The sequence below is a fragment of the Nocardioides sp. NPDC127503 genome (assembly GCF_040302165.1).
Taxonomy (GTDB): domain Bacteria; phylum Actinomycetota; class Actinomycetes; order Propionibacteriales; family Nocardioidaceae; genus Nocardioides.
The window spans coordinates 113,310-126,267 of sequence record NZ_JBEORH010000004.1 but is presented as its reverse complement, the minus strand read 5'-3'; the positions used below and the strand labels follow the sequence as shown (position 1 = coordinate 126,267).

6 protein-coding genes are annotated in these 12,958 nt (G+C 70.1%); 4 read left to right on the top strand and 2 right to left on the bottom strand.

What is annotated here, in order from left to right:
• Nucleotides 1–32: 32 nt before the first annotated feature.
• The 4 genes from ABTW65_RS10565 to ABTW65_RS10550 all read left to right on the top strand — a co-directional run bounded on the left by ABTW65_RS10565 (nt 33) and on the right by ABTW65_RS10550 (nt 10,987).
• Nucleotides 33–6,338, top strand: a complete 6,306-nt coding sequence (locus ABTW65_RS10565; RefSeq protein ID WP_350660020.1) for an Ig-like domain-containing protein — start codon at nt 33–35, stop codon at nt 6,336–6,338.
• Between the two features lie 10 nt (nt 6,339–6,348).
• On the top strand, nt 6,349–7,317 hold the full coding sequence (locus tag ABTW65_RS10560; RefSeq protein WP_350660019.1) for an AAA family ATPase: 969 nt from the start codon (nt 6,349–6,351) through the stop codon (nt 7,315–7,317).
• A 1-nt stretch (nt 7,318) separates the two neighbouring features.
• A complete protein-coding gene (locus tag ABTW65_RS10555; protein WP_350660018.1) occupies nt 7,319–8,590 on the top strand; it encodes a DUF58 domain-containing protein in 1,272 nt (423 codons plus the stop codon).
• Nucleotides 8,591–8,746: 156 nt separating this feature from the next.
• The gene (locus ABTW65_RS10550; RefSeq protein WP_350660017.1) at nt 8,747–10,987 is read left to right on the top strand and encodes a transglutaminase TgpA family protein; all 2,241 of its coding nucleotides are present in this window, start codon (nt 8,747–8,749) and stop codon (nt 10,985–10,987) included.
• A 1-nt stretch (nt 10,988) separates the two neighbouring features.
• Here ABTW65_RS10550 and ABTW65_RS10545 read toward each other — a convergent pair whose 3' ends face one another.
• Both ABTW65_RS10545 and ABTW65_RS10540 read right to left on the bottom strand, forming a co-directional pair.
• Nucleotides 10,989–11,354 carry a PPOX class F420-dependent oxidoreductase gene (locus ABTW65_RS10545; protein ID WP_350660016.1) on the bottom strand — a complete coding sequence of 122 codons (366 nt, stop codon included), beginning with the start codon at nt 11,352–11,354 and terminating at the stop codon, nt 10,989–10,991.
• Nucleotides 11,355–11,387: 33 nt separating this feature from the next.
• Nucleotides 11,388–12,920 (bottom strand): FAD-dependent oxidoreductase, encoded by a 1,533-nt coding sequence (locus ABTW65_RS10540; RefSeq protein WP_350660015.1) that lies wholly within the window; start codon nt 12,918–12,920, stop codon nt 11,388–11,390.
• Nucleotides 12,921–12,958: the final 38 nt, after the last annotated feature.

Genomic DNA, 12,958 nt, shown 5'->3' with positions numbered 1-12,958 from the left:
ATTTGGCATGGAAGGACTTGGGGAGAGTCTTGGTGGCACGTTTCGGGATGGCGCCCGGCTGGATGCGGCGTCATCGGACCTCCATCGCGTCCTGGGCCGCTCTTGCCGTGGTTGCGAGCGGGTTGACCGTCTACGCGATCCAGTCGACGGGTTACCCCGTGCACAAGGCCGATCTCGACGACGGCGGCATCTGGGTGACCAACCAGTCCTGGGGCACTCTGGGCCGGCAGAACCGCCCGGTCGCCCAGCTCGACGGCGTCGTCTGGGCAGGCAACGAGACTGGGTCCAGGTCCGAGCGTGCCGGTCTCGACGTGGTGCAGAACGGCATCGCCGTGGCCTCCGTCGACCGCGACGCCCGCACGATCACGCCGGTCAACACCAAGCTCGCCGAGGGCATCGACGACGACGCGGTGACCGTGAAGGACAGTCGCGTGGTGATGGGCGGCACCACCATCGGCGTCGCCGAGCAGAAGACCGGCAAGGTCTGGCTCACCTCCGTCGACCCGACCACCGGCGTCGGCGACCTTTCCAATCTCTCCGGCTCCACGAAGCCCACCGAGACGGTCGGCGCCGACGCGGTGCTCACCATCGGCACCGACGGGACCGCGTACGCCGTCTCCGCCGCCAAGCGCACGCTGACCGCCTTCGCCCCGGACGGTGAGCGGTTCGCCGATCCCGCGGAGACCAAGCTCCCGAAGGCTCCTGAGTACGCGGAGACCCCGACCTCGGCGACCGCCGTCGGCAGCGAGGTCATCACGCTCGACCAGGCCGGCTGGCTGCTCGGCGCCTCCAAGGGCTCCGACATCGCCGTGGACTTCGGTGACACCGCGGAGAGCGCGGTCCTCCAGCAGCCCTCCGTCAAGGCCAAGGAGGTGCTCGTCGGCGACGCGACGGGCCTCAAGGCCGTCTCCCTGAGCAACGGCGAGATCCGCCACGTGGCCGAGTCCGCAGGCGACCCGGCGGCCCCCGTACGTCTCGGCGACTGCGTCTTCGGCGCCTGGGCCAACGGCTCGACCGGCTCGGTGGTGACCCAGTGCGGCGAGGGCGAGCCGATCCTGGGCGAGATCCCGACGCTCGGTCCGGCCGCCGAGCTGGAGTTCCGGGTCAACCGTGGCCAGCTGGTGCTCAACGACCTGCGCAACGGCGATGTCTGGGAGATCGACGGCGCCGACATCAAGAAGATCTCCAACTGGGAGGCGTTCCAGCCGCAGACCCAGAAGCAGAACCAGAAGAAGGACAAGCAGCAGCAGCAGACCAAGGCCGCCCAGGCGCCGAAGGCGAAGGACGACCAGCTCGGTGCCCGTGCCGGCCGCACCACGGTCCTGCACGTCCTCGACAACGACTCCTCGGCCAAGGAGTCGATCCTGAGCGTGGTCTCGGTCGGCGAGGCCTCCGTCAAGGGCGTCGAGGCCACCATCGCCCCCGACCGGCAGTCGGTCCTGGTGACCGCCCCCGAGTCGGCCGAGGGGAAGAAGACCAGCTTCAAATACACAGTCGACGACGGGATGAAGGGCAAGGCCGGCCAGGACGACGCCAGCGTCGAGCTCAGCATCGAGGGCTCGGGCGGCACCGGCAAGCCGACGCTGCGTGAGCACTACACACCGACCGACTACACCGTCGCGGCCGGCGGCACCGTGGAGGTCCCGGTGGTCGGCGACTGGCGCGACGAGCGCTACGGCGACCCGGTCACCGCTCAGTCCCCGACGGCGTCCAAGGGCAAGGCGAGCGTGACCCCTGACGGGCTGCTCCGCTACACCGCCGCCACGGACGCGTCCGGCAGCGAGAACCTCGGCTATCAGGTCAGCACCGGCGGCAAGACGTCGAAGGACAAGGTGCGGATCAACATCGTCGCCGGGGCCACCACCGCCTCCCCGGAGCCGAAGGACGACGTCGCCGAGGGCACCCAGGGCTCCTGGGTGACGATCCGTCCCCTCGACAACGACATCCCCGGCGCCGACCCGTCCAACCTCGACGCGACCCTCACCCTCGCCGGCGATGTCCCGCCCAAGGGCGGCCTCGAGGTGAGCACCGACCGGGAGACCGGCGTGGTGCGGGCCAGAGGAAGCTCTCCGGGCACCTACCAGCTCAGCTACAACGCCGGTTTCGGCGCCGCGAAGCCCGCCGCAGCGAAGATCCGCGTCGACGTCAAACCCGCCTCCCAGGCGGCGGACGAGCCGATCGCGACCCCGGACACGACCGCCGTCCTCGGCACCTCGACCCGCACCCTCGACGTCCTCGCCAACGACTACGACTCCCGGGGCCGGCTCCTCGCCGTGACCCACGCCGAGCCGGTCGGCGACAGCGACCTGACGGTCGCAGTGCTCGACGGGCGCTGGCTGCGGATCCAGGCGTCCAAGCCCGACATGGACCCGTCCACCCAGGCGATCCGCTACACGATCAGCAACGGCGCGGCCGAGGCCGAGGGATCGGTGACAGTGAGCCAGCGCCCGGCGCTGCGCGGCGCCGAGAACGCCCCCGAGGCGGTCGACGACGAGGCCACGGTGAGGGCCGCCGACTCCGTCTCGATCCCGGTCCTCGACAACGACTCGACACCCTCCGGTGACCCGGTCGGCCTGGTCGTCGACCAGACCATCGAGACCAAGGGCCAGCTGCAGGTGCTGGGCCAGCCGACGGTCGGTGAGGCCTACATCGACGGCAACCGGGTCCGCTACGTAGCCCCCGACGACGTGAAGGGGCCGGTCGACGTCGACGTCCGCTACGTCGTCCAGAACACCGGCGACCCCTCCGCGGAGCACTCCTCGGGCAACATCCGCATCCACGTCAAGCCGCTGCCCAAGAAGAAGGCCGACAACTCCGCGCCCGCGCCGAAGGCGCTGGAGTCGCGGGTCGTCCAGGGCGACGAGGTCACGCTGCGGCTGCCCACGGTCGGCACCGACCCCGACGGCGACTCGGTCTCGGTGACCAGGATCAACAGCGCGCCCGCCTACGGCCGCGTCCTGGCCCACGGCGCCAACACGATCACCTACCAGGCCTTCCCCAACGCCGCCGGCACCGACGAGTTCACCTACGAGGTCAGCGACCCGTTCGGGGCCGTCGCGACCGGCACCGTACGGATCGCCGTCGTCGCGCCCGGCGCGCCCCAGCGCCCGGTCGCCGTCGACGACCTGGTCACGCTCGACCCCGCCAAGAAGCTGACCTACGACGTGCTCGCCAACGACCTGCGTACGCCGGGAACCGAGCTGCACCTGGCCTCGACCGACGCGACCGAGGGCTCCAACGTCAAGCAGCGCTCCGACGGCATCGTCACGGTCCAGGGTGGCTCCGGCGAGCCGTTCCAGCACATCCCCTACCGCGCCACCACGGGTCTCCACGAGGACACCGGCGAGCTCGCGATCCGCTATCAGGAGGGCTACGACAACCCGCCGATGGCCGGGATCGTGGTCGCCCACCCCGAGGGCGACTCGTCGACCACCACCGTCGACGTGATGACCAAGGTGACCGACATCGACGACTCGCTCGAGGACCTCACCGTCGACGCGGTCAAGGGTCCCTCGGTCGGCGAGGACGAGTCCAAGCCGAAGATCGATGACGGCAAGGTCACCCTGCCGGTCGGCGACACCACCCGGGTGTGGACCTACCGGGTCACCGACCCCGACGGCGCCCAGGCGGTCGGCTCGATCTACGTCCCCGCACGCCCCAAGGACGCTCCCTACCTGAAGCCGGGCTCCGAGCTCCAGCTCAACCCGGGCGAGACGAAGAACGTCGACATCACCGACTACGTCGAGGACCCCGAGGGCGACCCGGTCGTGCTGACCACGACCGACAAGATCGTGGCCGCTCCCGAGGGCATGCTCAACACCGGCGACACCACCGCGACGACCGTGAAGGTCACCGCCGGTGAGACCAAGGGCCCGGCGACCCTGACGTTCGAGGTCGCCGACCGCGAGAAGATCACCTCCGCGGACGCCCACCTCTCGGTGATCTCGCTGCCGGTCCAGATCGGCAAGGAGGAGCCGGAGATCAACTGTCCGAGCACCCCGGTCGAGGTCCCGGAGAGCGGCAACGGCGCGCTGGTCGACATCGCCGCCATCTGCCACGTGTGGACCGCCGACCCGGGCGACGCCGACGACCTCGACTTCACCGCCGAGGTCGGGGACGGGCTCGACGGGGTCGAGGTCAAGCCCGAGGACGGCGGCCTGCGGCTCACCGCCGAGCACGCCGACGCCGGTGCCCAGGGCGCCCTGGAGATCGGTGTCGAGGGTACGGACGCGACCGGCCAGCTCCTGGTCACCGTCATCGCGCTGCCCGCGCCGTCCCTCTCTCCGATCAAGCCGCTGCAGACCGAGGCCGGGAAGACGGTCGCGATCGACATCGCCGACTATCTGCAGACACCGGTGCCGTCGGAGTCGCAGGAGGTGGTGATCACCAAGCTCGACCCGATCGACAGCGAATCGCCCGACATGGGCAAGACCAGCGGCTCGAAGATCACCTTCAATACGCCGGAGGAGGGCCACGGCCACTACCGCTACGCGATCGAGGTCAGCGACTCTGGCAAGGACTCCAAACGGGTCAAGGCCAACGGCGTCATCGAGGTGGACGTCATCGACGTCCCCGGCGCGCCGACGGCGCTGCGTACGACCTCCGACTTCCTCTCCAACGTGGTCGCGCTGTCGTGGAACGCGCCGAAGGACAACGGAGACGACCCGATCCAGCGCTACGAGGTGGAGGCCAACGGCGACCACGTCCAGGACTGCCCGTCGACCTCGTGCCGGATCACGGGCCTGAAGAACGGCGTCGTCTACGACTTCCGCGTGCGCGCGGTGAACTCCGTGGGACCGAGCCGCGAGTGGAGCAACTCGGCCGAGGGTGAGCCCGACGCCTACACCGGTCCGGTGCAGAACCTCCGCGTCACCCGCCAGCGCGACCACCGGGTCGAGCTGAGCTGGGACAAGCCGGCCCCGTGCGACTGCTCGGACGTGCAGAAATACCGGATCAGCTGGCCGGGCGGCGGCATCAAGGACATCTCCGCAGGTCAGACGACCTATCCCGCGGCGGTCAGCTCCAACGGCGACCCGGTGCAGTTCACCGTCGTGCCGCTCAACGACAAGGGCGTCAAGACCAACAAGGGCCCCTCCGCGACGGTCGAGGGGATGGGTGCCGGCAAGCCGGACACCCCGGCGACCCCGACCTTCACCTGGAACGACACGGCCAACAACACGGGCAAGTCGGTGACCGTCTCGTGGAGCCCGGTCGCCGCCAACGGCCCCGGGCCGGTCACCTATGAGGTACGCCGCACCGGCGGCACCGGCGAGAAGATCGTCTGCTCGTGGGTGGCCGAGACCAGCTGCCGCGACGACGTCGCCAACGACGGCACGATCTACACGTACGCCGTCAGGGCACGGAACGCGGAGGCGACCTCGCCGCGCGAGACCGGGTCCGGCGGCTCGCCGGAGGCGCACATCTCCAGCTACTCCGCAGGCGGCAAGGTCGAGGCGGCCGCGACTCCGGACGCGGTCTCCTTCGCCAGCGCGACCCCGACCGGGGCGAACGGCACGGCGGAGATCGTCTTCACGCCGCAGGCCTCGCACGGCAAGACCAACCGGGTCGAGTGCGTGCGCAACGGCTCCTCCTGCGGGAGCTGGACCTACCCGCCCGACGGCGCCGGTCAGCAGACCAAGACGATCACCGGCTTCACCAATGGCAACTCGACGGCCGTCGAGCTGCGCGCCTGCAACGACTCCTCCGGCGGCACCGGCGCCGGCGCCTCCTGTGGCGCCACCACGTCGAAGAACGTGACCACCTACGGTCCGCTGGGCACGCCTTCGATCTCGGCGAGCGTCGACGGCAACAAGGTCAACTGGCGGGTCAGCTACAACCCCAACGGCAAGGCCGCGACCGTCACCGTCAAGCGTGGTGGCACCCAGGTGGAGCAGTTCACCACCGGCACCGGCGCAGGCAGCCGCTCGGGCACGGACACCGCGCCCGAATGGAACACGTCCTACACCTACACCGTGACCATCAGTGACTCGCCGCGGGCGAGCAAGTCCGACTCGGTCACGGTGCGGACAGACCCGCCGCCGGACCCGACGCTCCAGGTCAACAAGGCCGGCGAGTGCAACGGCGCCGGCTGCCCGGATCCGGACGTGGCGTGTGGCGGCACCTGCTGGTACGTCGGCTCCACCATCACCGACCGTGCGTTCCCGGGCAAGACCTGGGAGTGCCGCACCAACGCCACCACCTCCCGCTGGAACGTGACGATCGGCAACGACGGCACGGGCTCGGGCAGCGGCCGCGGCTGGGTCGGCGCCAACACCCCGTTCACCGTCACCTGCACGACCTCCGGGCGTCCCACCCTGACTAAGAACGTAACGTGGTAGGAGAGAAGAAATGACCGTCACGACCGAGCAGGCTCGTTGGTTCCACGAGACCTTCGAGAAGCTTGCCGACAACGTCGAGAAGGCGGTGCTGGGCAAGCGCAACGTGATCCGCCTGGTGCTGACCGCGCTGCTCTCCGAGGGCCACCTGCTCCTCGAGGACTACCCCGGCACGGGCAAGACCCAGCTCGCCCGCGCGCTGGCCAACACGGTCCAGGGGTCGCACGCCCGCATCCAGTTCACGCCGGACCTGCTCCCGTCCGACGTCACCGGTGTGACCGTCTACGACCAGGGCAAGGGGGCCTTCGAGTTCCACCCGGGCCCGATCTTCCACTCGATCGTGCTGGCGGACGAGATCAACCGAGCCTCCCCGAAGACCCAGAGCGCGCTGCTCGAGGTCATGGAGGAGGGCCGGGTCACCGTCGACGGCGCCACCCGCGACGTCGGCCGCCCGTTCATGGTGATCGCGACCCAGAACCCGATCGAGCAGGCCGGGACCTACCGGCTGCCCGAGGCGCAGTTGGACCGCTTCCTGATGAAGACGTCGGTCGGCTACCCCGACCAGAACGCCACCGTCGAGCTGCTGATGAACTCCTCGGTCCGCGACCGCGCCACGCTGGTCACCCCGATCATCACCGCCCCGACGGTCACCCAGATGGCGGAGATGGCCGACCAGGTCTACATCGACCAGGCGATCGTCGCCTATGTCTCCGCGCTGGTCGACGAGTCGCGTCGCCACAAGCACGTCCGCCTCGGCGCCTCCATGCGAGGCTGCCTCGCTCTGGTGCGCACCGCCAAGGTGTGGGCGCTCGCCGAGGGCCGTTCTCAGGTGCTGCCCGACGACATCAAGTCGCTCGCCGAGCCGGTGCTCTGCCACCGCCTGATCCTCGACCCGGAGGCGATGTTCAACGGCGTCACGGTCGAGGACGTCATCGGCGACCTGCTCACCTCGGTCCCGGCTCCCACTGAGCGTGTCGCCTGAGATGAGCAGGCTCAGTGTCCGCAACATCGTTGCTGACCTGCGGAAACGACTCGCCCCGATAGCGTCCGGGGCGGGTTCGGTCTACTCGTTCGTCGCCGACCGGGTCCGTCCGTGGTTCGGCACGGTGACCTCGATCGGCTGGGGTGTGCTGCTTCTCGGCGCGCTGGCCTGGGTCGCCGCGACGGCGCTCGGCTGGATCGAGGCGTCCGTGGTGGCGATGGCGGCGCTGTTCCTCGTGATCGGCGCGGCCTTCTTCATGATCGGGCGCACCCGGCTCGCGGTGGCGACCGTGGTCGAGCCGCCGCGCGTCGCCGTCGGTCAGGCCCTGACCGGCGAGCTGCGGGCCCGCAACGAGGCGCGCGGTCCGCTCGTCTCGACGAGCCTGGAGTTCCCCATCGGAGCTGGTGGGGTGACGTACGACCTGCCGATGCTGCTTCCCGGCGCCGAGCACACCGAGCTGTTCGTGGTGCCGACCCAGCGGCGTGGCGTGATCGACGTCGGTCCCGTCCGGACGGTGCGCGGCGACCCGCTCGGGCTCTTTCGGCGGGTGCAGGAGTGGACCGACCGCACCGAGGTGTTCGTCCACCCGCGCACCACCCACCTGGAGCCCTTCGGCGTCGGTCTGGTCCGTGACCTCGAGGGGTCCACGGCACAGAACACCTCGATGAGCGACCTCGCCTTCCACGCGCTGCGCGAGTACGTCCCCGGCGACGACCTGCGCCACATCCACTGGCGCTCCTCGGCACGCCACGGGCAGCTGCTGGTGCGCCAGTTCCTCGACACCCGCCGCTCCCACATCGTCGTCATCGTCGACTCCTCGCCGATGTCCTACGACAGCGAGGACGAGTACGAGACCGCGATGTCGATCGCGGGCTCCCTGCTGCGCCGCGGCATCCTGGACGAGTTCGACGTGTCGTTCGCGACCGGCGACGTGCTGATGGTGCGCGCCACCGCGGCGAACGGTGGAGGGCGTACGGCCCTGGACGCCTGCTCCCGGGCCGAACCGCAGCCGACCAACCTGATCGAGATCACCGCCGAGGCCGCCCGGCAGGCGCCGGACGCGTCGCTGGTGATGCTGGTGACCGGGCGCTACCCGGAGTTCGTCGCGCTGCAGCGCGCGGCCGGCCAGTTCTCGGTCGATGCCACCACCGTCGCCGTGCGGGTCGACTCCTCGCAACGTGCAGGCTTCAAGGCCGTCGCCGACCTGCCGATGATCACCCTGCCCGACCTGGACCAGCTGCCGATCGTGCTGTCGAAGGGGTTGTCCGGATGATAAGCGGGCATCAACGGAATTCCTTCGGGGGCCAGCGCCGCCCAGGCACGCACATCGCTGCGTTGCCCCCGCTCGCGTTACGCCCGGTAGCCCTTCGCGGGGGCGCCTTGCGCTGCACGCACCTGGACGACGCTGACCCTGGAAGGAATTCCGCCGATGCCCGCTAAGCACCACGCCGTCGACGCCCTCCTCCTGTTCCTTCTCGGCACCATCGCCTTCCTCGGCTTCGACGACACCTACGCCGGCTGGACCTACCTGGTCGCCGGCGTCGCCGGGCTGCTGCTCGGGATCCTCATCTCCTTCGTCGGCCGCGGACAGCCGGTGGTCGTGCTGGCCGTCGGGCTCCTGGCTGCCTTCTTCGTGCTCGGCGGCGCGGTCGCGCTGCACGGGATCGGCGATCTCTCGTTCCTCCCGGTCCCCGACACGATCGGCACCCTCGCCGACAACTCCGTGCACGGCTGGAAGCGACTGCTGACCACGCTGCCGCCTGTCGACGGTGGGGCGCTGCTGACGATCCCCTACATCCTCGGCCTGGTCGCCGGCTGTGTCGGCTTCGCGCTGGCCGTACGGATGAAGGCGGCGCTGCCGCCGGTGCTCGTCGCGTTCGCGCTGATGGCCGGAGTGATCCTGCTCGGCGTGCAGGACCCGTCCAAGACCGCCCTGCTCGGCGCCCTCTTCGGAGCGATCGCGATCACCTGGCTGTGCATCCGAGGGATGCGGGCCCGCGCCCTCGCCGCAGGCGGCCGACGTCTCTCACGGACCGCGATCGGAGCCGCGCTGTGCCTCGGCGCGGCCGGGCTGGCGTTCCTCGCCGGTCCGCTGCTTCCGGGTCTCGCGCCCGAGCGCACCGTGCTGCGCGGCGAGATCGAGCCGCCGTTCAACGTCGGGCAGTACCCGTCGCCCCTGGCCGGCTACCGGGTCTACACCAAGGGCTACCAGACGCCGGAGGACGACCGCCGGCTCTACGAGAAAGACCTGTTCACCGTCTCGGGCCTGCCCGAGGGCACCCGGGTCCGGGTCGCCGCGATGGACTCGTACGACGGCACCGTCTGGCGCGCTGCCAACGACTCCGGTGAGACCGAAGGTCCCGACGACACCTTCCAGAAGATCAGCTCGACGCTGCGCAACCCGCTCGCCGACGGCAAGCAGGTGCGCGGGACGATCACGATCGGTGAGGACTTCGGCGGCGTCTGGGTGCCGCTGCCGACCGCGCTCACGCACATCTCGTTCGACGGTCCTGACACCGACTCGTTCCGCTACAACCTGGCGACGTCCACCGGAGTCCTGCCGTCGGCGCTGAAGCCGGGCGACTCCTACTCCTTCACCGCCTCGGTCGCCGACGAGAAAGTCGGAAAGAAGAGCGAGACCTGGTCGGGTGGGTCGCCGATCGGCGACGAGGCCGCCCAGTTCCAGGCGCTCGCCGCCGAGTACGCCGGCGGCGGTGACTCACCGATGACCAACGCTCTGGCGGTGGCGGAGAAGCTCAAGGAGGAGGGCACCTACACGGACGGGGAGCCGCCCAACCAGCAGTACCCGGCCGGCCATTCCCTGCGTCGTCTCGCCGACTTCACCGCCAAGGGCGGCCAGCTCGCCGGCAACGACGAGCAGTACGCCGCGCTGATGGCGATCCTCGCCAACCAGGTCGGCGTGCCGGCCCGAGTGGTTCTGGGTGCCGTCGTCGGCTCCGACGGCGTCGTCCAGGGCAAGGACATGCACGCCTGGGTGGAGCTGCGGATGTCGGACGGGTCCTGGGCCACCCTCGACTGGTCCGAGTTCATGAACACCGAGAAGCCGCCCGAGCAGAACGCCCCTCAGCCCGAGGAGCTCGTCACCGGCAAGGTCGTCCCACCGCCCGCGCCCGTACGCCCGCCCGCGACCTCCGGCGACCCGCTGGACGAGTCGGTCAACCAGAAGGCCAACTCGCGGCCCGACGGGTTCACGCTGCCGGGCTGGCTGATCGCCGTCTTCACGTACGTCGGCATCCCGCTGCTGCTCATCGCGGCCCTGTGCGGGGCGATTATCGGCGCCAAGATCTGGCGGCGACATCGCCGTCGGACGCGCGGCACTCCGGTCGCCCGTCTCTCCGGTGGCTGGCGCGAGACGCTCGACCACGCCCGTGACTTCGGGGTCGGGGTGCCCGTGGGCGCCACCCGCCGCGAGCAGGCCTCAGCCCTGTCCGAGTCTCCGGGCATGGATGGTGCGACGGGGCTGGCGCTGCTCACCGACACCACCATGTTCGGCGAGGCCGGGCCGCAGGACGATGAGGTCGCCGCCTTCTGGGAGCAAGTTGGGACGCTTCGTACGTCGATCTCCGACTCACGCACGAGGTGGCAGCGCATCCGGGCGGCGATCAACCCGCTCTCGCTGGTGCCGGCTCGGCTGTTCCGGAAACGCTGACTCAGTCGCCGAGGCCGTAGTCCCTGATCGAGTCCGCCGTGATCCGGAGGACCTCTCGCGAGGTCCCCGGCATCGGCGGGTCCACGTCCGTGAGCGCCTCGGCGGTGCCGCGGATCTCGACCATCCGCGGCTTCCACGGGTTGGTGGACTCGAGATCGTCGACCACGAAGGCCACCTGGGCGTGCTTCTGGACGTTCCGGAACTTCCGCGACCTGCCCATCTGGTGGCCGCCGATGATGATCCGGTGTTCCTCGTCGATCTTGAACCCCACGGGGTTGTTCTGCAGGCCGCCGTCGGGGGCGAGGGTCGCAAGCCTGCCCAGCGGCTGGGTGCGGAGGTAGCGGAGCTGGGTGTCGGTGAACTTCATGACTCCAGCGTCGGTGCTCAAGTTGAGTTGAGGTCAACCCAGATCGGGTTCGTTGACCTCGGGTCGTGCGAGCGGTCCGACGGCGGGCCCGTCCAGGATGGAGCCGTCGGGGGAGAACCGGGAGCCGTGGCAGGTGCAGTCCCAGCTGGTCTCGGCCTGGTTCCAGTGCAGGGGGCAGCCGAGATGGCTGCACCTGGCGCTCACCGTGTGCAAGACACCTGCCGGGTCGCGGTAGCCGCCGACGGTGTGGCCGTCGATGTCGACCAGGCCGCCTTCGCCCGGTCGCAGCTCGGAGGCGGGGCGGGCGTCGGGGTCGTGGCGACGGCCCGCGATGAGCTCCTGGCCGACCTTCAGGTTGTCCTTGATGAGCTTGCCGACGGACCGTACGTCGCCGATCCGGGAGGCGTCGAACACCGGTAGCCAGGGGTTGTCCTTACGGGCGAGAAGGTCGGCCAACACCATCGCGGCCACGGTCCCGATGTTCAGGCCCCACTTCTGGAAGCCGGTGGCCACCAGGATCGCGTCGCTCGTCGGTGGGTAGCCGACGTAGGGCAACCGGTCCGGGGTGAAGTAGTCCTGCGACGACCAGCGGTAGTCGATCGCCTCGACGTCGAAGGTGGTGCGGGCCCAGCCCTCGAGGTCCGCGTACATCGCCTCGGTCTCGGGCTCGGCGCCGGTCTCGTGACCGTTGCCGACCACGATCAGCCCGTTCGGGCCCGGGTCCAGCCACGGCCGGGTCGAGCGGCCGGGGGTGTCGACGCGGATCGCCATGCTGGTCGGCGCCGGGTCGCGTAGCCGGACCGCCAATCCGTAGGAGCGAGACGGCCTGGTCCGCGCGAAGTACCCGCCGAGCAGGCCGGGCGGGAGCAGCGAGGCGACGACCACCTGTTTGGCCACCACGGTCCCGGTGGGTGTGGTGAGCTCGACGGTTCGGTCGCGCTGCTCGTCGATGGCGGTGACCCGCGTGTCCTCGAATATCTCCCCTCCGGCCGCGATGAACGCGTCGGCGAGGCCTGCAAGGTAGCGGCTGGGGTGGAAGTGGATCTGGTCGTCGAACGCGACCGCGGCCTCGACGTCGAAGGGCAGGTCGGTGCTGTCGGTCAGTCGTGCGGGAAGGCCGAGCCGAGCAGCGGCCCGGGCCTCGTCCTCGATCCGGGACCGCTGCTCCGGTAGCTGCGTATAGGCCAGCGCCGGCGCTCGGGTCAGGTCACAGCTGATCTTCAGTTCCGAGACGAGATCGGCGACCTGCTCCACCCCGGCCCGCATCGCCTCGGCGTACTGCCGGGCTTTGGCCTCTCCGTGTCGTTGGACCAGATCGGCGTAGATCAGCCCGTGCTGCGCGGTCACCTTTCCGGTGCTGTAGCCCGTGGTGCCTGCACCCACGGTCGCCGCCTCCAGCACGGTGACCCGAAGGCCGCGGCGCTGGGCGAGGAGTGCGGTCGTCAACCCGACGATGCCTCCACCCACCACGGCCACATCGACCGCGTGATCAGCCTGCGGACCCGTCATCAGAGTGGCTAGCCGCGGCCTTTCGGCCGTGGCCAGCCACACGCTCGAGCGCTCCATCGCGTACGTCCTCTCTGTCGACGTCCGGGCGGAGCCAC